26 protein-coding genes and 1 pseudogene are annotated in these 21,220 nt (G+C 61.7%); 12 read left to right on the forward strand and 15 right to left on the reverse strand.

Going from position 1 to position 21,220, the window contains the following annotated elements:
• From DA1_RS30935 to DA1_RS31445, 5 genes are all read left to right on the forward strand, one after another.
• Window positions 1–260, forward strand: a 260-nt coding sequence (locus tag DA1_RS30935) for a hypothetical protein (protein WP_062794192.1), incomplete at its 5' end; no start/stop codon positions are given.
• 50 nt (window positions 261–310) lie between these two features.
• Window positions 311–622 (forward strand): phage holin family protein, encoded by a 312-nt coding sequence (locus DA1_RS28425; RefSeq protein ID WP_034395163.1) that lies wholly within the window; start codon window positions 311–313, stop codon window positions 620–622.
• The gene (locus DA1_RS28430; protein WP_034395165.1) at window positions 619–1,203 is read left to right on the forward strand and encodes a glycoside hydrolase family protein; all 585 of its coding nucleotides are present in this window, start codon (window positions 619–621) and stop codon (window positions 1,201–1,203) included. The genes DA1_RS28425 and DA1_RS28430 overlap by 4 nt, the downstream gene beginning before the upstream one ends.
• Before the next feature lie 7 nt (window positions 1,204–1,210).
• Entirely contained in the window at window positions 1,211–1,762 is a 552-nt protein-coding gene (locus DA1_RS28435; RefSeq protein WP_307188061.1) for a hypothetical protein, read from the forward strand.
• Complete coding sequence (locus DA1_RS31445) at window positions 1,759–2,415, forward strand: Gp49 family protein (RefSeq protein ID WP_230590893.1); 657 nt, start codon at window positions 1,759–1,761, stop codon at window positions 2,413–2,415. The genes DA1_RS28435 and DA1_RS31445 overlap by 4 nt, the downstream gene beginning before the upstream one ends.
• Here DA1_RS31445 and DA1_RS28445 read toward each other — a convergent pair.
• From DA1_RS28445 to DA1_RS28460, 4 genes are read right to left on the reverse strand one after another with little or no spacing between them, the layout of a single operon-like run.
• Window positions 2,412–2,690: a hypothetical protein gene (locus DA1_RS28445; protein ID WP_034398765.1), complete on the reverse strand. Its 279-nt coding sequence runs from the start codon at window positions 2,688–2,690 to the stop codon at window positions 2,412–2,414. The two genes, DA1_RS31445 and DA1_RS28445, sit on opposite strands and share 4 nt — an antisense overlap.
• 19 nt (window positions 2,691–2,709) lie before the next feature.
• Entirely contained in the window at window positions 2,710–2,919 is a 210-nt protein-coding gene (locus DA1_RS28450; RefSeq protein ID WP_034395167.1) for a hypothetical protein, read from the reverse strand.
• The gene (locus DA1_RS28455; protein WP_034395170.1) at window positions 2,912–3,115 is read right to left on the reverse strand and encodes a hypothetical protein; all 204 of its coding nucleotides are present in this window, start codon (window positions 3,113–3,115) and stop codon (window positions 2,912–2,914) included. The genes DA1_RS28450 and DA1_RS28455 overlap by 8 nt, the downstream gene beginning before the upstream one ends.
• 12 nt (window positions 3,116–3,127) lie before the next feature.
• Entirely contained in the window at window positions 3,128–3,397 is a 270-nt protein-coding gene (locus DA1_RS28460) for a hypothetical protein (protein WP_034395172.1), read from the reverse strand.
• A 237-nt stretch (window positions 3,398–3,634) separates the two neighbouring features.
• Here DA1_RS28460 and DA1_RS28465 point away from each other — a divergent pair, with 237 nt between their 5' ends.
• Window positions 3,635–4,297: an SOS response-associated peptidase gene (locus tag DA1_RS28465; RefSeq protein WP_034395174.1), complete on the forward strand. Its 663-nt coding sequence runs from the start codon at window positions 3,635–3,637 to the stop codon at window positions 4,295–4,297.
• On the opposite strand, the gene DA1_RS28470 is transcribed toward DA1_RS28465, so the two are convergent.
• The 3 genes from DA1_RS28470 to DA1_RS28480 form a co-directional block, all read right to left on the reverse strand.
• Window positions 4,275–4,763: a thermonuclease family protein gene (locus tag DA1_RS28470; RefSeq protein ID WP_034395177.1), complete on the reverse strand. Its 489-nt coding sequence runs from the start codon at window positions 4,761–4,763 to the stop codon at window positions 4,275–4,277. The genes DA1_RS28465 and DA1_RS28470 overlap by 23 nt on opposite strands.
• A gap of 336 nt (window positions 4,764–5,099) precedes the next feature.
• Window positions 5,100–5,318, reverse strand: a complete 219-nt coding sequence (locus DA1_RS28475; RefSeq protein WP_013801634.1) for a hypothetical protein — start codon at window positions 5,316–5,318, stop codon at window positions 5,100–5,102.
• A gap of 97 nt (window positions 5,319–5,415) precedes the next feature.
• Window positions 5,416–5,712, reverse strand: a complete 297-nt coding sequence (locus DA1_RS28480; protein WP_034395180.1) for an H-NS histone family protein — start codon at window positions 5,710–5,712, stop codon at window positions 5,416–5,418.
• 457 nt (window positions 5,713–6,169) lie between these two features.
• Here DA1_RS28480 and DA1_RS28485 point away from each other — a divergent pair, with 457 nt between their 5' ends.
• From DA1_RS28485 to DA1_RS28490, 3 genes are all read left to right on the forward strand, one after another.
• Complete coding sequence (locus tag DA1_RS28485) at window positions 6,170–10,006, forward strand: ExeM/NucH family extracellular endonuclease (protein ID WP_034395183.1); 3,837 nt, start codon at window positions 6,170–6,172, stop codon at window positions 10,004–10,006.
• A gap of 675 nt (window positions 10,007–10,681) precedes the next feature.
• Window positions 10,682–10,891 (forward strand): hypothetical protein, encoded by a 210-nt coding sequence (locus tag DA1_RS30795; protein ID WP_155294294.1) that lies wholly within the window; start codon window positions 10,682–10,684, stop codon window positions 10,889–10,891.
• A 98-nt stretch (window positions 10,892–10,989) separates the two neighbouring features.
• Window positions 10,990–11,316 (forward strand): tetratricopeptide repeat protein, encoded by a 327-nt coding sequence (locus tag DA1_RS28490; RefSeq protein WP_013801637.1) that lies wholly within the window; start codon window positions 10,990–10,992, stop codon window positions 11,314–11,316.
• Between the two features lie 43 nt (window positions 11,317–11,359).
• On the opposite strand, the gene DA1_RS28495 is transcribed toward DA1_RS28490, so the two are convergent.
• Window positions 11,360–11,824 (reverse strand): ribonuclease HI family protein, encoded by a 465-nt coding sequence (locus tag DA1_RS28495; protein WP_080736927.1) that lies wholly within the window; start codon window positions 11,822–11,824, stop codon window positions 11,360–11,362.
• Window positions 11,825–11,925: 101 nt separating this feature from the next.
• Between DA1_RS28495 and DA1_RS30135 the strand changes: the two are divergent.
• Window positions 11,926–12,548 (forward strand): annotated as a pseudogene (locus DA1_RS30135) (glutathione S-transferase family protein).
• Between the two features lie 71 nt (window positions 12,549–12,619).
• Here the strand turns inward: DA1_RS30135 and DA1_RS28510 are convergent.
• The 4 genes from DA1_RS28510 to DA1_RS28525 all read right to left on the reverse strand — a co-directional run bounded on the left by DA1_RS28510 (window position 12,620) and on the right by DA1_RS28525 (window position 16,810).
• Entirely contained in the window at window positions 12,620–13,054 is a 435-nt protein-coding gene (locus DA1_RS28510) for a YbaY family lipoprotein (protein ID WP_013801640.1), read from the reverse strand.
• Window positions 13,055–13,467: 413 nt separating this feature from the next.
• On the reverse strand, window positions 13,468–14,496 hold the full coding sequence (locus DA1_RS28515; protein WP_034395191.1) for a tyrosine-type recombinase/integrase: 1,029 nt from the start codon (window positions 14,494–14,496) through the stop codon (window positions 13,468–13,470).
• A complete protein-coding gene (locus DA1_RS28520; protein ID WP_034395194.1) occupies window positions 14,493–14,723 on the reverse strand; it encodes a DUF4224 domain-containing protein in 231 nt (76 codons plus the stop codon). Before DA1_RS28520 ends, DA1_RS28515 begins: the two co-directional genes overlap by 4 nt.
• A 59-nt stretch (window positions 14,724–14,782) precedes the next feature.
• Window positions 14,783–16,810: a DNA cytosine methyltransferase gene (locus tag DA1_RS28525; protein ID WP_034395197.1), complete on the reverse strand. Its 2,028-nt coding sequence runs from the start codon at window positions 16,808–16,810 to the stop codon at window positions 14,783–14,785.
• 97 nt (window positions 16,811–16,907) lie between these two features.
• On the opposite strand from DA1_RS28525, the gene DA1_RS30800 reads away from it, so the two are divergent.
• Together DA1_RS30800 and DA1_RS30805 are read left to right on the forward strand one after the other, a co-directional pair.
• Window positions 16,908–17,567 (forward strand): hypothetical protein, encoded by a 660-nt coding sequence (locus DA1_RS30800; protein WP_155294295.1) that lies wholly within the window; start codon window positions 16,908–16,910, stop codon window positions 17,565–17,567.
• A gap of 282 nt (window positions 17,568–17,849) precedes the next feature.
• The gene (locus DA1_RS30805; RefSeq protein WP_155294296.1) at window positions 17,850–19,097 is read left to right on the forward strand and encodes a hypothetical protein; all 1,248 of its coding nucleotides are present in this window, start codon (window positions 17,850–17,852) and stop codon (window positions 19,095–19,097) included.
• Window positions 19,098–19,713: 616 nt separating this feature from the next.
• On the opposite strand, the gene DA1_RS28530 is transcribed toward DA1_RS30805, so the two are convergent.
• The 3 genes from DA1_RS28530 to DA1_RS28540 form a co-directional block, all read right to left on the reverse strand.
• Window positions 19,714–20,067: a hypothetical protein gene (locus tag DA1_RS28530; RefSeq protein WP_034395200.1), complete on the reverse strand. Its 354-nt coding sequence runs from the start codon at window positions 20,065–20,067 to the stop codon at window positions 19,714–19,716.
• Complete coding sequence (locus tag DA1_RS28535; RefSeq protein WP_034395203.1) at window positions 20,027–20,866, reverse strand: HNH endonuclease signature motif containing protein; 840 nt, start codon at window positions 20,864–20,866, stop codon at window positions 20,027–20,029. The genes DA1_RS28530 and DA1_RS28535 overlap by 41 nt, the downstream gene beginning before the upstream one ends.
• Window positions 20,863–21,220, reverse strand: a 358-nt coding sequence (locus DA1_RS28540; RefSeq protein ID WP_218017184.1) for a hypothetical protein, incomplete at its 5' end; no start/stop codon positions are given. The genes DA1_RS28540 and DA1_RS28535, both read right to left, overlap by 4 nt.

The raw sequence follows: 21,220 nt of genomic DNA on the forward strand, positions 1-21,220 counted from the left end.
GCCATGTGTTGGAGCAGGGCGCCCTGGTGCTGCTGGGCCCTGACGATGCTCGGCCGTCCGACAACCTGCTGGCGCGCGTGCTGATGTGGCGGGACGCTTTGCCCCCCGGCGAATTGCTGGACCGGGTAGACGCCGTACTCAACGATGCCAAAGACTGGCTGCGCTACAGTGAGACCGTGGCGGCGGTGGCTGCAGTGCTGGGCCTGACTGCAGAGCAGATAGACGCGCTGTTCGTCTGGGCAGCAGCGCAGCGCGCCTAGCCCCCGTGTAGGGTTCGCCAGCGCGGCCCGGCCCCGGAATCATCGGGGCCATGAAGAAATACCTCGTATCCCTACTCGCGCTGATGGGCATCCACCAGCACCTGAGCGCCGAGCAGCGGCAGGACATTGCCGGCGCCATCATGCAGGCCACGCCGGGCGCCGCCGCGACTGGGGTGTTCAAGGTTTGGGGCTTGCCGTTGAGCGACTGGCTCGTCGTCGCGTCCCTGGCCTTCATTGCGCTGCAGGCCGGTTATCTGGTCTGGAAGTGGCGCCAGGACTATCAGCGCGCCCAGCAGCGGCAGCGCCTCGCGCGCCTGGCAGGCCTGAAGCCTGAGGCCGAGACCGACTGGGGGCCGCTGTGAGCAAGGCCCCGCGCACCGCCGTCGCGGCGCTCACCATCTCGGCCGCCGGCCTGCTGGCCACGCTGGGCGCAGAGGGCTTCCGGTCTGACCCGCACATCCCGACGCAGGGCGACCGGCCAACCATCGGCCACGGCTCCACGGTCTACGAGGACGGCACGCCCGTGCAGCTGTCGGACCCACCGATCACCCGCGAGCGGGCGCTGCAGCTGGTGCGCAGCCACTCATCGAAGGACGAGGCCATGTTCCGCAGCAGCCTGCCGGGAGTGGCCCTGTACCAGGCGGAATACGACCTCTACCTGGACTTCACCTACCAGTACGGCATAGGCGCCTGGCGCACCAGTCCCATGCGCACGCGCCTGCTGGCTGGACAGTTCGCGCCCGCCTGCCAGGCTCTGCTGGGATATCGCTTCATGACCAGTCCCAAACGCGAGGGGCCGGGCTGGGAGCCATACCAGTGGAATGTGGTAGGCCGCCCCATGCGCTGGCGGTTCGATTGCAGCACGCCAGGCAATCGCATCTGCCGGGGTGTCTGGACCCGTCAACAGGCGCGGCATGCCGCGTGCATGGAGGCTCAGCCATGAACGCCCTGTGGATCGCAATGTGGTGGTACTGGTGGAGGGGCGGCCGGTGATCCCCGCGCTCTACACCCACCTGGCCGCCGCCGCCGTGGCCGCCGCGCTGGCATGGCAGTTCCAGGGCGCACGTCTGGACGCCGAGCTAGCCGAGGCCCGGCTGGAAACCACCACTCAGCAACTGGCCACCAGCACCGCCCAGCGCGCGGCCGACGCCCGCGTGCGTCAGGCCGAGAAGGCCATGAACACGAAATACCAAGGAGCTCTCAATGCCGCCCGTGACCGCGAGGCGCTGCTGCGCCGTGATCGTGACCATCTGCTCGCTGTTGCTGACGGCCTGCGCGAGCAATCCGCAGATGCCGCCCGCCGACTTGCCAGCGCTCCCCCCGCTGCCGTCCTTGAGTACGCCACTGCCCTCGGAGTCGTATTTGAAGACTGCCGCGCAGCGTATGGGGACATGGCAGCAAAGGCTGCAGGGCACGCAGCTGATGTCCAAACCCTCGGTGCCGCTTGGCCCGTGATCCCGAGCCTGCCGGCCGCAGGCACCACCACAGAGAGCCACCCATGACACAACACACCTGCGGCAGCAATGGCTGCGGCCACGCCTCCGACTGCGCCCCGCGCGCGCCAGGCGCGCTGGAGTCCAAGACCTACGCCGACGGCACAACAGCCACCGGCCCAGGCCCTCTGCCCGACCTATCTCCGACCGAACAGTCCATCGAGGCCGAGATCCAGGCCAAGGGCAAGACCGCGCCGCGCGTCACCCCGGATGACATCCAGCGGGAGATCGTGGAGGAGACCTACTTCACTGCTGCCGAAGGCCGGCATGGCCACTCGCACAAGAACCACGGCTTCGATTACGACGAACCCGCCGACAGCCCGCTCAATCTGCTGACCTTCTGCGTGCTACGCCTGCGCAACGGCTTCACTGTGACAGGCGAAAGCGCGTGCGCCAGCCCCGAGAACTTCGATGCCGAGATCGGCCGCCGCATCGCGCGCGAAAATGCTGTGCAGAAGATCTGGCCGCTGCTGGGCTTCCGGCTGCGCGACAAGCTTGCGGGCATCAATGACCCCAGCAAGGCGGCGCAGGTCCTGGGCGAGGTGCTTTCTGTGGTGCAGCACTACCTGCCGCCGGACGGAGGCACGGTGCACGAGGCGATGGACAAGATCATCGGGCTTGTGGACCCCTGGCCGTTGAGCAATCGTCCGGTTGGAGCCTAGGCCGCAGGCGCCGGGTCAGCCGGCGCTATCGACACGACCGTGCCGTCGATTGCGATCATTTCACCCTTGGTGCTGGGGTCCGCATCGAGCGGCACGCCCCACATCGTCCCGGGGTGCTCGCCCTTGTGCATCACATGGTCCAGGTGATACAGCTCCTCGGGCGGCAACCTGAACCGCTGGGGGTACTTGTCGCCGTGGGCCTTCCAATGTCCAGCGAAACCTGCAACGACGCGCTGGTGGACTGTGTGCTTGGGATGTGTCGGATCTATTGCCATGCGCGGCATTGTGCCGTGCTCAGCCCTCGGGGCAGCGCTCCATAGCCCAGTCCAGTGCCGCCTCGGCCGTGTCGTGCGGCCCGTCGAACGCGCGGATGCCGCGCTCATCGTCCCAGAGGCTGCCAGTCCAGCGCCTGGCAGCAGGGAAGGGCAGGCGGCCATAGTCCACGACGACCGCGTACCAGCCTGGCGCCGTGGGCGTGCAGCCCCAGGTCAGGCCATCAGCCATGGCGCGCTGGCAGCACCTGCACCGGCCCGAGCCCGCTGTGCACGACCTTGCCGCCTGGGCCTCGCACCACGAACCAGTCCCTGTCCTCCTGCTCGATGCGGTAATCTTCTGGCCGCCCCGGAAGCAACTCTTCCTCTGGCTGGCCGAACCAGGGGTGCATGCGCAAGATGGTTGGGTAGATCAGCGGCGGGTGCATGACTGCCTCCTATCAACGTGTGAATGGCATCTCGCGCCCTTGCTCTGCATGCCACTGTCTTGCAACGCTGGGCGTCTCGGAACGAGGAGGCAGTGTCTCGGGTAGCTTCGGAGTGAAACGGGCGGCATCGAATTTCTTCAGCGGCGCGGCGTCGAGGGAGGCAATGGGGCGGATGAGCCACATCTGCTCGTATTCTGCAATGCCCTCCTCGATTCGGGCGCAGACGTGGCCGCGCCAAAGCATGGCATCGCCAAGTACGTCCAGCAGGACGGGCTCGAACATGCGGGGACCTGGTATGTCATGGCCGCTCCACCTGACCCAAAGGGACGCGGTGCGCATGTTGCGCCTGCTGTTGTTTGTCTTGCCATCGTCGTATGCAATGCGCAGGTCTCCTCGGACGGGGGCTGGCCAGTCCTTGGGCGCTAGGCGGAGGCCGGCGCGGCGGAGTTCGATGAGTTCGCAAAACACTGTGTAAATATACAGCTATAGGATTGACGCCGGAAAAGTTAGCATCCACTTATGTGCAATCGATATAAGTCACCCCGGGAAGATGAGATCGAACGCATTTGGCGCGTGGGATCGCAGAGCCCGAACCGATGGTGGGATGTCGAGGTGTTCCCGCGCGGCACTGGCGCGTTCGTGCGCCGCGCGCAGGAAGACACGGGCTACAGCCGCGAACTCGTGGCGGGGCAGTGGGGCCTGATCCCCTGGTTTGCGAAAGAGCCGAAGCTCAAGTACCCGACGAACAACGCGCGCTCCGAAGAACTGGCGGCCAAGGCCAGTTACAAGCACCCGTGGGCTCGGGGACAGCGCTGCATCATCCCAGCGAGCAGCTTTGACGAACCCAACTGGGAAACTGGCAAAAACGTTTGGTGGAGGTTCGCCCGCGCGGATGGTGACCCGTGGGGTCTCGCTGGGCTCTGGAATGTGTGGACCGACCCTGTCACGGGGCAGATCCATGAAAGCTACACGATGCTCACAATCAATGCCGATGCGCACCCGCTCATGTCGAGGATGCACAAGCCGGACCCGAAGCTGCCAGCGGATCGGCAGGACAAGCGGAGCGTGATCCCCATCGAGCTCGCGGACGTGGACCAGTGGCTTGCGGGGACAGTGGTCGAGGCCTCTGAGCTGCTGCGTGTGGCTCCGGTCGAAGTGTTCAACGCCGGCCCTGTTGCCTAAGATTCGCGCGCCAGTCCCATGGCGCCACTGGATCGGTATCTGCCCACAGGCCCACGCGCTTGGCCTTGGCTTCCTGCTCGGCGAATTCGTACTGCCCGCGCTCCTGGGCAGACTGCTCGCGGGAGTAGTGGCGATACCACCAGGCCATCCCCTGGGTGACCATGGCCAGGCCAGCGTCAAGCGTGCGCTGGCCATTGGGCGACGATGCCGGCGCGACCCAAACGCTGCAGACGTGGCGCTTGTACCTGTCGATCTTGTTGCAGCGCAGCTCGGCTTCCTGGCGGTATGTGAGGTCGCTCAGGGCCTGCTTGGCACGCGCTCCGTAGGGCTGCCGGCTCTCCGGCGCATCGATCCCGCCGATGCGGACCTTGACCTGCTGATATTCGCCCGGCTGACCGCAGCGCGCAGTGATGGTATCGCCGTCGCTGATGCCGACGACAAGGCAAAGGAGGGTAGCTGCGAGCATGCTGAATTCTGGGATGAATGGCGTTTACAAAATGATGCAATAAACCCGTAATTTCTGCAGCGCCGAGCAGATTGCCATAGGTTGCCACGGCTTGTTTTTAGAAATTGGGAAATTCACACCGGATTCACGCAGCCCAGCCACAAGGCGCGTGGATATTGGGTCGGACGCGGGTTCAATTCCCGCCAGCTCCACCATCCAAGACACCGCCACACACTGATGACCTCAGCGTGTGGCGGTTTTTTTTGCCTTCAATTGTCCTGCGGTGTCGTCAGAATCGCACGGATTTCGCACGGGCTGCGGGAGCGGGCTCGGCGAGGAGGCTGGCCCAGGGTTGATTCAGCTGCTGCCCATGTCGGGCATGGGCTGTTGCGACAGTTCCTGGATCAGCGTGAGGCGGAAATGCGCCAGGGCCTTGGCTCCATGCTGTATGTGGTGCAGGTCTGCCACCCCGCCGATGCCCGAGACCAGCAGCTCTGGTTTGTTGGACAGGATGACTTCTATGAAGTGGTCAGCCAGTTCTGCTGCCAACAGGGTTTCTGTGCTCTGTTTGCTCATGTGCGTTTCCTCCTTGTGTTGGAAATCGCATGGTATGGCAACGCGGCGAAATAGGGGGCGCCGACTGGGAGGCATGGCCGGCGCCCGGTGTCGATTCTCAGATGGCGAGGCTTGCGCGGTCCTTGCTTTCTATCCACTTGGGCGGCTTGCCGCGGCCTGTCCAGGTGGCGCCGGTTTCTGGGTTGCGGAATTTGGGCTCTCCCACGCTGTGCTTGCTGGCCTTGCCGGGTTTGCTCTTGGCGGAGGGGAAGACATCCTCCTTCGCCAGGCCATATAGCTGCACCATCGCCTTTGCTTCAGCGATCGCATCGGTTTTCGCATTCTGGATGAGTGCGTCGATTTTTTTCTCAAGCTCGGCTTTTTGTTGCAGCAGGGCCTTGTAGTCGGATGTCATGGCAATGATGATTTTCAGTGGGAGATGCGCGTGTATATCACGGGTATGAATATTTTGTAAGTTATCAGTAAGAAAAAGAGTGTGCGGATGCGGGAATGGTCACCAGCGACGTAGCGCGTTCAGAACAGGTGATGGTGATGGTTGGGGCGATGAGGTGCGCCCAAGAAAAAGGCCAGCGGCTTGCGCTGGCCTGGGAAGAAAGAGCCGGTGCTTTTTGAAAGCTTCCTGGGGGAATGAGAGGGAGGGAGGAGGAAATGCCCCAGACCCGGCAATGAAACGGTGCAGAAACTGATGGCGATGATGCCTGCCGTGCGCAGGCCGGCCGATGGGTGAGAGGCGAGTCTGCACGTAGGACGGGGGAGCATCTGTCGAGTCACAGGCTGGTCATCTCCATGCGCGATAAACCGGGAGTTGCGCAACCATGGGGGGGAGCGCATTGTTTTTTTATTGCGCATCCATGTCCATTGCTGCCACGCTGATTCCATTTGTTTTCAACCCGGCCAATCCGATGAGTGCGCCATTGCAGCGCCATCGTTGGCGCCTGTATGGTGCGGGCCTGCTTCTTTCGGCATCTGCCGGGGTATGGGCGCAGGTTCCCTTCAACGGCACCTACACGCAGGATTTCGACACCCTGGCCACGTCCGGGACGGGGCTGGCCTGGGCCAATAACAGCACCTTGCCGGGCTGGTTTCTCTTCAACAAGAACCTGGCATCCATCACCTCTTACGTCGCTGGCAATGGGGCCTCCAACACCGGCAGCTTCTACAGCCTGGGGCTGAGCACGGACCGCGCCTTGGGGGGCGTGGCATCTGGCGGGGCCTACTTTGGCAGCCCGGCCCAGGGCGCTGTAGCGGGTTGGATTGCGCTGGCGGTGCGCAATGACACGGGTGGCTCGGTCGATGGCATCACCTTGCGATTCAACGGCGAGCAATGGCGCAACGGTGGCAATACGGAACGGCAGCCCATGGTGCTGGAGTACGGCATGGGAGCCAGCTTTGCCGACGTGCCTGAATGGCTGCCTGCCGGTGCGAACTTCAATTGGCAATCGCCTGTTGCCACCGGCACTGCTGCCGCCGTGGACGGCAATGTGGCCGGCCGGGTGAACAATGTGGGCGGTGATCTGCGCGGCCTGGGCTGGGCGCCAGGTGCCACGCTGTGGCTGCGTTGGGTAGAGCTCAATGATGTGGGCAACGACCACGGCCTGGCCATTGATGACGTCTCCATCACGCTGGCGCTGCCCGACACCACGGCGCCCACGCTGCAGGCAAGCATTCCCGCAGCGGCGGCGACCGGGGTGGCGCTGAATCCCGAAATCAAGCTGAGTTTCGATGAGGCGGTGAAGCCCGGTAGCGGCAGCTTCGAACTGCGCCAGGGCGCCACGGTGGTGGCAACGCTGCAGGCTGGCGATGCGGCGCAGGTGAAATTCAGTGGCTCGACCATCACGCTCAACGCGGGTGTGCGGCTGGCGGTCAATACGCCCTATAGCCTGGTTTCCGTGGGCGAGCCGGTGTTGGATACCTCGGGCAATGCGTGGACCGGCACAACGCTGGGCTTCACGACAGGAGACGAGCCGCCGGTCACCAGGATTTCTGCGGTCCAGGGCTCTGGCGATCAGTCTCCTCTGGTGGGGCAGAAGGTGACGGTGAGTGCCGTGGTGACGGCCTATATGCCTGGACTGAGCGGCTTTTTCGTGCAGGAAGAGGCGGCAGACTCCGATGGCGATGCTGCTACCTCGGAGGGCGTCTTTGTCTACTACGGCAACGCCAATCCTGGCGTGGACGAGAGCACGGTGGGCAAGCTGGTGCAGATTTCCGCCTCGGTGAGCGAGTTCCGCAATCAGACCCAGCTCAGCTCCATCACGGACTTCGTGGTCCGCGGCGCGGCGGCCTTGCCGGAGCCGGTGCGCATCGCACTGCCTGTCAGCGACATGGGGCAATGGGAACGTCTGGAAGGCATGCGTGTGGAGGTGGCATCCGCCACCGCAGGCGGCAAGCTGGTGGTGAGCGACAACCGCACGCTGGGCCGCTACGGCAATGTCACGCTGTCTGCCGATACGCCGTTGGCGCAGTACACCGAAGTCAACGCTCCCAGCGTGGCGGGCTATGCAGCCTACGTGCAGACGCTGCAGCGCAGCCAGATCATTCTCGATGATCGCTCGGGGGCCCAGAATCCCGAGTTCGTGCCGGGTCGTGGCGGCTTGCCGCTGTCGGCGTCCAACACGCTGCGCGCTGGCGATGGCGTGGACCGCGTCATCGGCGTGCTCGACCAGTTCTTTGATGCTGCCGCCAGCGAGCCCTATCTGACCAGCTACCGCGTGCAGCCCACGCAGACGCCGCAGTTCACGGGAGCCGCGCGACCTTCAGCCGCCGAATTGCAGCAGGCCGTGGGAGCGGCCACGCTCAAGATCGCATCGGCCAACGTTCTCAATTTCTTCAACCTGACCGGCGCCACAAGCGGCTCTTCCCAGGTGATGTTCAACACGCCGCTGGGCAACCAGCAGGGCATTCGCGGCGCCAACAGCATTGCCGAGCTGGACAGGCAGCGCGCCAAGATCGTGGCCAATCTGCTGGGGCTGGGCGCCGATGTGTACGGCCTGATGGAGGTGCAGAACAATGGCTTTGGCCCGGGCAGCGCCATCCAGGATCTGGCCGACGCCTTGAATGCGAGTGCCGACAAGCCTGCCGGTGCCGTGTATGCGGTGGTCAAGGCGCCCTTCAGTGAGGCTGCAGGCACGGTGCCAGGTGCGGGCACGGTGCCAGGTGCGGGCACGGATGCCATTACCGTGGCCATCGTCTATCGCAGCGACCGCGTCACGCCGATGGGCAGCGCAGCGGCACCCAATGTCTCTACCTACGATGCCTTCAACGGAAGCATCGGCGGAGCCCGGGTGCCGATTGCGCAGACCTTTGCCGTGGGCGGCAGCACGGAGCAGTTCACGCTGGTGGTGAACCATTTCAAATCCAAGGGCAGCGTGCTCGGTGGCGCAGGCAATGCGGACGTGCTCGACGGCCAGGGCGCCAACAACGCGGCGCGCGTGAAGACGGCCCAGCAACTGAGCAACTGGCTGGCAACCCGGCCCACAGGCGCGACCAGCCCCCACGTGGTGCTGGTGGGCGATTTCAACGCCTATGCGAAGGAAGACCCCATCACCACGTTGGAGACCGGCGGCTATGTCAAGGTCTCCCAGGGGCTGTCCTATGCATTCGACGGAATGTGGGGTTCGCTGGACCATGTGCTGGTGAGCACCAGTCTGCAGCCCAGCGTGGGGCGTGCGGTCAAGTGGGCCATCAATGCCGAGGAGCCCGAGGTGCTCGACTACAACGTCGAGTTCAAGTCGCTCGATCAGCAGGCCAGCTTCTATGCGCCCACTGCCTATCGTTCCAGTGACCACAACCCCATTCTCCTGGGCCTGAATTTCGGTGGCCGGGCGCCCTCGTTCAGTGGCGTGCCTGCCAATGCGCAGGCGGTGGTGGTGGGGCAGGCGGCCGATCTGGCGGACGTGGTGGTGGCCGATGCCGACAGCCCCGTCGTCACACTGTCCATCGTCGCCAGCGGCGGACAGGTGCTGGGCCTGGAGGATGCAGATGCTGCACAGCCCGGCATACAACTGCGCGGCAGCCCCGAACAGGTGTCGCAGCAATTGCGCGCCGCCATGTACATGGCTTCGGTAGCCGGCCCGGCCAGCCTGCAACTGAGCGTGAGCGATGGTGTCCATGCGGCTGTGACTGCCAGCTATCCGCTGCTGGCGACCGCAGCGGGCGCGGTGGACCCGGCCAATCGATTCAACATCACCGGAGCAAGCCAGATTGCGGTTGCGGGCGAGGTCGTGGGCGGTGGCGCCAACTGCCGCTTGGCCGAGCCGCCGCAGGTCGTGGCGGCGCCGGGTACTCCACGTCCTGGGGCGATGGTGCCACACGGGCTGTTGAAGCTCAATACCGATGGCTGTGATGCGGGTGCGCTCGTGACGGTCAGGCTGACCTATCCGAACGATTTGCCCAGTGGTGCTGAATACTGGAAGTGGGGCCGCACGGCAGATAACACCACGCAGCACTGGTACCGCATACCTGCAACGCTGCAGGGTCGCGTCGTCTCCTTCGTGCTGCGCGATGGCGGCCTGGGCGATGACGATCTTCTGGCCAATGGCCGTGTGGAAGATCCTTCGGCTCTGGTGCTGCCTGCAGCGGTCGGTGGCGGCACGCCGGCGGCGATTCCGTCACTGAGCGAGTGGGCGGTCGCGCTGCTGAGCCTGATGATGGGTGGACTGGCCATCCGTCTGCGCCGCCGCAAACCTTGATGCTGCTGTGAAAGCCCGGTCCGCACCACGTGCAGGCCGGGCTTTTTGCATTGGGGCAGGGGAAACTGCGGACAGGCATTTGCCCGACTGCGTGCAAGAGGGATAGGTGGGAGAGGATCTTGGTGTGCAACCGCAGGCCGATGCCTGATGATGGCCGGGCTGGGTGCGAAAGTGGCGCGTCTGCTGCTGCGGGCGCCGTCTCGGTGCAAGGAATGAGAGAGATATCCAGAAACGATCGTGCTTGAAAAAGAGCCTGGCTAACCGGCATACCGCTGGCTGGCAAAAACGACTGCAGGCTGAACTGGCCTGACGAGTCGCCCCACGATGAAACTGAACTGCTGCAACACCATGAATGCTGCAGCATGGATTGAATGATATACGCAAACAAGAATCATTCTCAAATAAACCTAGAACTTTCTCTGGAATTAGAAAAAGCTTGTGTTTTGCGGTTTTCGCCTGGTGGGCTGGTATCTGGCGTGGTGCCGCTCAAGAAAAAACGCCCCGGCTGCGGAGGCGGCCGGGGCGCTGAATGGAGCGTTCCATGCGATCAATCCAGGAAGGACACATGCTAGGGGTTTTGAATGAGAGCGCTTGCGTCTGCGTCTCCGGTCCTTCCTGGTTGTCAAGTGTAAATTGAAACAAGGTGCTTGATGGGGTCAAAGCAGCCGAAGTTGCATGCATCTGAGCCGTAAAGCTGTTTTTTTGTACTCCGATGCAACCTCCTCAAGCCAAATGCGCCGTGCAATGCAAAAAGCCCGCTGTGGAGCGGGCTTTTTTTCTGGGAATGTGGACGATGGCTCTTACGCGACCATCGTTTTACGGCAGAACGTCTCTGCGGCTGTCACCGTTGTTTTTTTCGTCGTAGTGCACGACGCGCCGGCGTGAGATACAGCATTGCCTGCGCAGACAACCACGGGATTATAGCAGAGGCAGAATTTGCCGCTGGAGCCATGGGCCTGTGTTGCCGCAGAAGGGGTTTGAAGATGAATGAAATGACGCAAAGGCTTGAGGGCCTGCTCGCATCCGGCAAGGACTCGGCCCTGCTGCGCTGTACCTTGGGCAAGACCTATCTTGAAAACGAGGCGCCTGAGGTGGCTCATTCACACCTGGAGCGGGCCATTGAACTCGATCCCGGCTATTCGGTGGCGTGGAAGCTGCTGGGCCGGGCATTGCTGGCGCTGGGCGACGCTGCTGGAGCGCGGCGGGCGTGGAATACGGGATTGGCCTGCGCGCAGCAGAAGGGGGACGCCCAGGTCGTAAAGGAGATTGGGGTGTTCCTCAAGCGCCTGGACAGGCAGCAGGCGGCCTGAGTCGAGACCCTGCGCAAGTGTGGTTGCGGGTGCGGAGCGGGATTCACGCTTGCAAAAGAGCTTCCCTGGCCAAGGCGTCTGCCTCGGTGTTGCGGTGGCGGGGTATCCAGCGCAGTTGCACGTGCTCGAACCCGGTCAGCATGGTGCGGGCCTCGTCAAAGAGGTCTGCCAGGCGCGCGATGGGCTTGATGGGGCGTGGCGATGGAGTCAACTGCTCCACCAGGATGCTGCTGTCCGTGAAGATGGTCAGGCGGCGCGCCTGCAGGCCTTGTAGGGCCTGCAGCGCGGTCATCAGGGCGCGCAGTTCGGCTTCGTTGTTGCAGCCTCGCTCGGGGCAGGGCTCGGACAGAAGGTGGCGGCGTCCGTCGGGTGCGGTGATGACGGCGCCCATGGCCATGCGTCCGGGGTTGGGTACGGCGCTTGCATCAATGTAGGCAGTCCAGAGGTCTGCATCTGAGAGCGCGGGGGCGCAGGCGCTTGGGCGTAATGAGGGCTTTTCCAGAGGCATGCCTGCATCATGCGGCAGCGGTGGAGGTTCGGTCGCATTTCTTGTCGGATGGCGCGGGACAATGCAGGTCTGCAAATCACCGAAACCGAAGAAGGCGGCGAATGATCAGGATTCTGGGCAAGTCATCGTCCATCAATGTGCGCAAGGTGCTGTGGCTTTGCGTGGAGTTGGGAATTTCGTTCGACCAGGAGGAATGGGGTTCAGGCTATCGATCGACGCAGGAGCCTGGATTTCTGGCGCTCAATCCGAATGCGATGGTTCCCGTGCTGCTTGATGGACCGCTGGTGCTGTGGGAGTCCAATACCATCTGCCGCTACCTGGCGGCCCGCCATGACCGGTAGGACCTGCTGCCGGCAGCGCCCGCCGAGCGCGCGCTTGTCGAGCAGTGGATGGACTGGCAGGCCACCGAGCTGAACAATGCGTGGCGCTATGCCTTCATGGGGTTGGTGAGAAAAAGTCCGGAGCACCAAGACCCCGCGCAACTGGCTGGCAGCATGGCGAACTGGCATCGCCACATGCGCATTCTGGAAGACCAGTTGTCGCGCACCGGCGCCTTTGCTGCTGGCACGCAATTGAGCCTGGCCGATATCGTGCTGGGTCTGTCCACGCACCGCTGGATGTCGGCGCCTATGGAGCGCCCTGAATTGCCTGCAGTCCGCGCTACTACGAACGGCTTTGCGAGCGGCCGGGCTTTCGCCTGCATGGCGCCAACGGCATGCCTTGATGGCGGTCTGGCGCCCTGCGTGACAAAGCCCGCCAGGTTTCCTGCGAGCTTTGGTTGTTGAAGGACTGGGGTCAGGGGGCGACGCGCACCAGCATCATGTCGGCCTTCGAGCCTGCACCACGGGTCAGGACCGGGTGGACGGTGTCATTGATGAAGATGAGTTGGTTGCCCTGGGTAATGCGTGAGGTGACCGTGTACTGCGAGGCAGGATTCAGGCGGCTGGGCTCGACGGGCAGCTTGAAGCTGTAGGGCGGCTTGAGGCCTTCGAGCCGCATGGACTGCTGGGATATCACCGGGGCGGGAGCATCGGCGCGCGAGGTGTCCTGCAATTCGACGACCAGCACGGCATCGGGCGCAAGCGGAGCGGGCTCCCTCAGGTCAACCGTTCCCATGACCGCAGTGACGGGCGCATTGGGCGCCGGCTGGGTCTGGGCGCATGCACCCAACAGTGCTGCGGACATCACGAGGGCCAAGGCTGTGCGGCGCTGAAGGCTGTTGGAATTCATTGGAGCTCCTTCTTGATTTGGGAGTTCTAGTCTGGCCTGACGCGGCTTGAGGGGCTGTAGGAGCAGGCTCAACGCAAGCTGCTGCCATTTCCCAAAGTCGCATGGGCCGATCTGCTGGCTGGTTGCCAGTCTTGGAGGCAAGGGTGTGAAAGGTTTGTGCTCGTGCTGCGGGCGCTGCGCCGGCGACGCTCGGTTGAACACTTGCGATCTGCACAGACAAAAGCCCCTGGCTCTTTCGAACCAGGGGCTTGAATCATTTGGTCGGAGCGGCGGGATTCGAACTCGCGACCCTCTGCTCCCAAAGCAGCCGGGCGAATTACTGAAATCAACGACTTGCACCGTTTTCTTCTAACGCACGCATCTGCAGATGTTGCTGTACGCCATAGGCAGCGCAGAGGCGCGTTAGAAGAATTTCAGCGTGTCGCATCAACCTTCAACGCGCGTTTGTGGCGCACATAGTCGGCGGTCTGGGACTGGGTGGAATGAGCGCCCATGCGCTGCGCCTCCATGATCCCGCGCCCACGGTCCACATCGGTCAGGGCCTTGCCGCGCAGGTCATGGAAATGGCAGTCCATCACGCCGGCCCGCTTCACTGCCCGCTTCCAGGCGGTTGATGCGCCCGAGTAGGTGTAGGGCTGGCCCTGCAGCGTGCAGAACACGAAAGCGGGGCTCTGGTTGGGCAGGGCCCGCAGGCGGTCCACCACATCGCGCAGGCGCTGCGTCCATGCGATCAGGACCTGGGCGCCAGTCGAGCCCTCGGTTTTGGCCGGCTGGAACGCGATGCCCTGCTTGCCCACATCGCTCCACCGCAAGGTCAGTAGGTCGCCAATGCGCTGCCCGGTCAGGTAGGCCATGTCGATCAGCGCGCAGATCGTGTGGCCGGAGCGCGTGCGCTTGCCGTCGTCCCCGTACATCACGGCCACCTTGATGCGGCGCACCTCGGAATCCGTGATGTACCGCGTGCGCGCCTTCACAGACATGGTCTTGAGGCTGTCCACCGGGTTCGTGCCTGGCGGCCGGTAGCCTTTCTCTTCGGCGAACCGCATCAGCTCTCGCAGCATGGAGCGGTAGGCGTTATAGGTGCGCGGCTTGTCGCTGAAGTGTTTCAGGAACTCCACGATGGCCGGCGCGGTGACCTCCTGCGCGCGAAACTCCTGGAACGATTCGGAGATGGTGCGCGTTTGGTAGGCATCGTTAGCCTGCGTTTTCACGCTGTGCCTGCTGCCTACCTCAGCGAGCCAGTCCGCGATCAGCGCGGGCATGCTGTCCCGGGCCATGTCTGCCTGCTCCATATCGGCCAGGGCGCGGTATAGAGCAGGTAGGCCGTCACGGATGGTGGATAGGCGCGTCCAGATCCGCCTTTTCCCTTCGGCGCGGACATGCCAATAGGCGCCCCCCTTTTCGTAGACACGCTTCGGTAGGTCGCTGCGGCGCTTGCTCATGCTGGCCTCCGCATCTGCGGCGGCCGCACGCGCGGCGCGGTGGACGGAGCTGGCCCAGCGCAGACGGCCAGATAGTGGTCGCGCTCCAGAAGTACCTTCCCCGTGCGCTCGCTGATGCGGGCGCGGAAGAATCCGCGCTTGTGCAGCGCCTTGAGCTGCATGGACGGCCATTGGTAGTGGGTGAGCTCCCTGATCTCTTCTTCAGAGAGGGTGAGGCTGATGCTCATGGTAGGCACCTTTCAAAAACAAGGGCCAGCGGGTGCTGGCCATGTGGGTGGGTTCGGAGTCAAGCGGCGACTTCGTAGATCAGCGCCTCATGGGCGAAGTTGGCGCGGGCCAGGGCCTCGGCCAGCGGCGGGCAGACGCTGTTGCCGCACATGCGGACTTGGGCGGTGGTGCTCAGGTCGATGAGGGGCACGTCACGCGGGTCGCTGGCCTGCTTGCCGTCGCGGAACAGCAGGGCCGGGTCGGGCACGCGCTCGAAGTGGTAGTCGCGTGGAAATCCTTGGGCGCGGAACAGCTCGCGTGGCTTGAGCATGCGCAGCGTGATGTCCACCAGCACCCACCACTGCCCGGCATGCCACATGAGCACCAGCTCGGCTGGGTCGGGGAAGTGCTCGGGCAAGTGCTTGTGCAGCAACTCGGCGCAGAGCCGGGCGCGCTCAGCATGCTCGGGCGCCAGTGTTGCGGCCGGCACCTGGATGGTCTGCACCAGACCCATGCGCGCCTTGGTGGGCACGGTGTGCATGGGCTCGCTGCAGGCGCTGTCCTGGCCGCCCTCGCTGTAGTACTTCACCAGGTAGGCCGTGATCAGGCGCTGCTGGGTGCCGCTGGATGTGACCGTGGACAAGGGGTCGTCCGCCGCGCGCCCGTCGCCGTTGTAGAACCCGCCGTTGGCCTGCTCCAGGCATGCGGCCACCATGGCCTGCTCGCCCCGGTTGGCGCCGGTGACGGTGCGCGGGGGCTCGCGCGGATCGTTGCCGCTGCGCTCGCCGTGGTGGGTGAGGTGCGTCAGTTGTGCCGAGACAATGCCCATCTGGATGCCGGTGCTGGGCCGCTTGGGCGTACCGCCAGCTGTTACCGTTGGCAGCGGCGCGTCTACCGCGCTGCCCACGCTTCCGGTGTTGAACTTCGTGATGTGGGCCATGGCCAGGGCGCTTTTGACTCCGCCGGCCACCACGGTCCCCAGTGGGGCCTCGATGTCCTGCACGCGCGGCTGCTGGCCCTCGCGCTCGCCGTAGCCGATGGTGACCAGGTTGGCGCCCACCAGGGCGTGGTGTGTGCCGCTGGCCGCCACGGTGGACAGCGGAGCATCCACGGCGTGGCCGACCAGATGCTGCTCGGACGTGCCTTGCAGCGGGGCCAGCGTGGGCGCCACGACCGAGAAGTGCCCGCCCTTGACTTGGGCACAGATCGTGCGCAGGGGCGCGTCAGCGGGCATGGTGCGCTGGTTGCTGGCGTTGGCGTGCTCGTTCAGATACGGCGCCTGGGCGCCGACGATGTACGGGCTGTCACTGGTGAGGACATGCTTCCAAAGGCCCTTCGCCACCCGGCGCATGGTGTTGTCCACCAGGGCACGCTTGCGCCCGAATACGCTTTCGGCTGGCAAATCGAAGTCGATGCACTCGGCGGCCGTGCGGTGCGCAGCCAGCTTGCCAGCGATCACACGGCGGTCGGTTGGCTCGGCATGAGTCTGCTCGGGCCATACGATGGGCAGGCCATCCCGGCGTGCCACGAGGAACAGGCGCTTGCGGATCGTGGGCGTGCCGTGATCGCTGGCGCGCAGCTCGCGCCAGTCCACCTGGTAGCCGTGCATGCGCAGCTGGCGCACGAACGACTGGAAGGTCTTACCCCGTCGTGCGGGGTCCGGCCGGGCCTGGCCATCGGGGCCGACGAGGATCGGCCCCCAGGTCTGGAACTCCTCCACGTTCTCAAGCATGAGCACGCGGGGCTTGCACATTGCCACCCAGCGCATGCCCACCCAGGCCAGGCCCCGGATGTGCTTCGAGACGGGTGTGCCGCCTTTGGCCTTCGAGAAATGCTTGCAGTCTGGAGACAGCCAGACCAGTGCCACGGGCTGATTGCGCGTGACCTCAATGGGGTTTACGTCCCACACGCTCTCGCACAGGTGCAGCGTGTGCGGGTGGTTCGCTGCGTGCATTGCCAGCGCCTCGGGGTCGTGGTTGATGGCGATGTCCACGGGCCGGCCGAATGCAGCTTCGAGACCGGTACTGGTGCCGCCTCCTCCTGCAAAGTTATCGATGATCAACTCGCCAGGGAATGCGAGTGGCAATGTAAAGGCATCACGCTTCATGTGCGAGTTCCTGTGGTGGAAATGCAAAAAGCCCGAGAGGCGACTGCCAAGCGGGCTATGGGGGGTTAGGATTCGCCACTCATGAAAGGAGAGGGCGATGGATGTTGATCAATTGATTGCTGGTATTGGTTCTGCGGTTGTCCTGGCCGAGTCTCAGAACAACTGCTCATTCCCGTGCATGACTAAATCGGAGTGGGCGAGTTGGGCTCAGGCTATAACAGCAATATTGGGTATATTGGTTGCGGTTATTACATTTGTTGTATCTTCATATCATCGGAGAAAAGAGAGATATGTAGACAATATTATGGTGTGGGACAGAGACAGAAGAATTGCAGAGGAAATGATCACCCAATTTTCTGGATCTCTTAAGTCTGTTTATAACTGGCTGAATCCGAAGAATGGTGGGGGTAGAGAGTTGCTGGATTTACTATATAGGAAAGCCCTCCTGGAGGGCCAGTGTGAGAAAATAAAACAATTGCCACTGTACGTTCTGACGCAATCGGAGTGTCAATATTCATTTCTAATTCAAGCGCACGCGCAAAATTTGATTGCTGCAATGTCTATGATTGATGGTGAATATTTTGAAAATGCAGAACATGATATTATTATAAAAGAGGATAGGTTTCTAATTCTAGATAAAATATTTATGGATAAATCAAATGGCGCGATAAATGCAATGAGTAATATTGAAAGTGGATTTAATAAAGAGCGAATTTTATCTAGGGACGGATTTTTGCAATTGCGTGGAGATAAATAGTTTCAGTGCGATGGCTAGTGAATCAATGGTTAACGAAACCCTAGATTTGCCGTGAATCCCGTTCATCAGGTTGCTACGGTCAGTGTCGATGAGTTAGGCACTATCAGAATTGAATCTATCGAAGCGCCTCCACGCTTGCGCATGTCCAAGGAATTTAGGCTAGTTCAGCCTATTAATAAGCCGTCTGAACAATTGCTTGCTGATTGGGAAATATGCATTTCATGGATTTCCAAAGAAAAACAACAGGTTAAATAACTGCAATTTAATACTTAGGAGATAGCCTTGACTCTAAATGCAACCCTTCAATTGTCCGACAGCATAGGACTTGGTCGCTTCATATATTTCAGTGGACTCGAATATCCAGTTTTACTGACTCCGACAGTACACGGTGAACCACTTTTGACGGCGCAGAGTATTTACTACATCGATCGTTTGGAATCAGTTGCAAACATTCGAGGTAAAAGTAATGATGATATGCTGCCAGAAGATAAAATCGAATATCTAATGGATAATTATTTATTCGAATTTAGTAAACTTCATCCTGAATCTCGAGTGACATTCAAGGTTGCAGACTATGTATTCTGGAGGGACGATCCAGACTCAAAATATTCGCTGGCTGATCATCGTTGTACAAGCACATTAACGCTTGATCAGAGCAATGATTCCGCCGTTTTAAGCATCGAAGCTATCGACGAGGCAGATGACGTCGACCTCGGTGACTGGGATATTGGAAGGAACTATAGCTTCTCGTGTATTAGCGAATTTATTGCAGGGACGGCGTCTTTGCTTGAAAAGAAGGTTCTAGTAAAAATGCTTCCAGATGAACATAGAGATGGATATTTTGGAAAATTAAGAGTTGTTAAAGCAGAGGGTTCCTACATCGACTTCTTTCAAGCGCGTGCGTTAGAGTATATAAGTGTAAGAAATATAACGAGTGATACGAAACATATTTCCTTAAATAAAAGTCAAATGCCGGGTGCCGAATCATCTCTTCCGGTCGAGCACATCGTAACAACCAGGATGCATAATCCTGTACTGTTATCTCATTTCTTTTCTGGAATTAAAGAATTGAATCCCCTGAAGGGGTACCTTAGTTACTATAACGTTCTCGAGTACTACTTTGAAGAAGCCCCTTTAATGCTTGATCGCTCAGCGAGGACGGAGCTAGAGCAGTTGAAATGCACCCTTGAAATACTGGTATCCGACGCCGATGTGAAGGAAATGCTGACGACGCTAACCGTGCAATCGAAGACTAAGGTTTTTGAGGATTTGCCAACTTCGTCTGGAGTGCCGCTTAAGCGTCTTGATGATCAGGCGGCCAGTATTCGCAGCGAGCTTGCCAGATGGCTGTACGACATCCGTTGTGCGGTAGTGCACTCGAAGAAGACACGAAGGGGTGTCGCAGTCGCGTCATTTGAACCGTACTCAACTACAACCAAGAATTTGGATGTCGCTGTTTTTCTTGTTAGGAATCTCGCCATAAAATGCATCGAAAAGGATACGGATCTGCAAAATATGATACCAACTTAGGGCGTGGTTTTGAACTTTAGGTTTATCACGAGTATGTACGTTTCCAAGGAAAATATTAGCGTAATGCAGTTGATAAAGTGCTATAAGAATAGGGCTTCTAACGCTTCCCTGTGCTCGTGCTTCTCACTGGCAGTTGGGATGATACGAAGGATTTGCCGGTCTTTGTCTACGATCAAGTTTAGCAGTTGGCTTGAAAGAAGCAGTCCCTAGAGGTTTCGTATCCAGGGGCTTGAGGCACCGCCTGGACTTGGCGTGCACCCTCTTACTTGGTGTATCTGCAATGCGTTGCTTAACTGTTAGCCATTTCGATCAGGAATTGATCTCGGCCCTTTCCGTTGATCCAGTTCGGGAGGCTTGCCCCGGCCAATTAAGTCTTGGAGCCCTCTGAAGCATGTCGATTAGTGGCCGCAGGGCACGCCTTGGCCCTTATTCAGCTGAGCGGGGCCTTCGCGCCAAAGCTCAGGCAGCGCCACGATGGCGCGCGGACAGCCGGCTGGTGGGCGCTGCACTTCACCGCCTTGACGCCGTCCGGATATGCCTTGATGACGGGCATGGAGGAAAAGGGCAGTGCGGCGCAGGCACGTCTGGCACATGGAGCCTTTGCAATGATGCTGTTTCATCGCGTGGGCTCCTCGTCGCTGGTGCGGTGGACCAGGCCCTGCCAGTGCTGGCCCGGCGGCAGTGGGGTGGTGTGGCCGGACCCGTCTGCCGTGGGCTTGGGCAATGCGCCTTGCAGCGCTGGCGAGTCAAGAAATCCCACGCGCGAAGCCTTTGTGATCCGCGCGAACTCGATCTCTGCGCGGGAACTGGCCACCAGGGTCTGGCCGATGTCGGTGATGGCGCGGGCGATCTGCGGCGACGTAGCGCCGCTGCGCAGATCCTTGATGGTCTGGAGCAGCAGCGATTGCAGCTGGCCCATGCCGCTGGTTTCAGGCGGCGTGGGCTGGATGTCGGTTGTGGTGGTGGTCATGCTCGGCTTTCTCAATTTCCTTGATGTCTTGGTCCAGCTGGCGTGTGAGTTGCCACACGGGCAGCAGGTCGATGGGTACGGCGGCCCCGTTGCTGCGGGACAGGTCTGTGCGTGAGATGCAGCGCAGGTTGTTGATGTCGAAATTGGAGGTGTCGCCGTCATGGAAGATGACGGCATGTCCCTCCGGAATAGGGCCGTGGTGCTGCTCCCAGACGATGCGGTGCACCAGCGCCCAGCGGTTTGGCTCTGCCACCTTGCGCTTGAGGTAGCGGGCTGCATGTGGCAGCGCGCGTGGCGGCGTGGTCCAACGCTCGGTGCCCACCGGCACCCAGGTCGGCGGCCTGTTGCCGGCCTTGAAATGGCTTTTTCCCTGCTCCACGCTGTACCCGTGCTTCCCCTTGTTCCAGGGTTTGAGCCCTGCAGTGAACTGCCCCTGCCGCTGGCCCTGGCGCAGCATGGAGGCGCGATAGGTCTGGGCCATCACGGCAGGGGTCTTGTGCAGTCCCAGGCGGCTGGCCCTTGTGGCGATGTCTCGCATGGGCATGCCCAGCAGCTCGCCCAGGTCCTCGTTGAGCATGTCGGCATACAGCAGCTGCAGCAGGTCATCTAGGTCCGTCCAGCGGCCGGTGCGCGCGGTCTTGGCCCCGGGGGCCTTCTTCACACCCAGGTCATGGGCGCGCTGCTGCACATGCCTGGCCGAGCGCTGCAGGTGCGCAGCGACGGCCGCTGTGGGCTGGGAGGGGTACTGCGCCCGCAGGTAGGCGTCATCCTCGGGCCGCCATGGCGTGTTCTTGCTCATACCGGGAGACCGACCTGCTGCCCCTTGATCTGCAGCACGCGGCGCGCGGCGTTGCCGACCTCGGCGGTGACCGAGTAGCCGAAGCCATCGGGGTTGATCAGCTCGCGGAGCAGGTCGAAGGCCTCGGCAGCATCCGGCGCCAGATGGCTGGCGTCGTAGGTGGTGGTTTCGAGGTTGGGCAGGTGCTGGGCCATGCGAAGCAGCTCCAGGGCGGCCGCGTCCTCGGTGTGCAGGCCGCGCCCAGGCACCGGGCGGGGCAGGTTGGTGGTCAGGGCAACACGGCCCTCGTCGTCGGCGGAAATGGCAATGATGATTTGGCGGGCCATGGTGGTCTCCTGTGAAGTGGCGGGGATC

The sequence above is a fragment of the Delftia acidovorans NBRC 14950 genome (assembly GCF_001598795.1).
Classification (GTDB): Bacteria; Pseudomonadota; Gammaproteobacteria; order Burkholderiales; family Burkholderiaceae_C; genus Comamonas; species Comamonas acidovorans.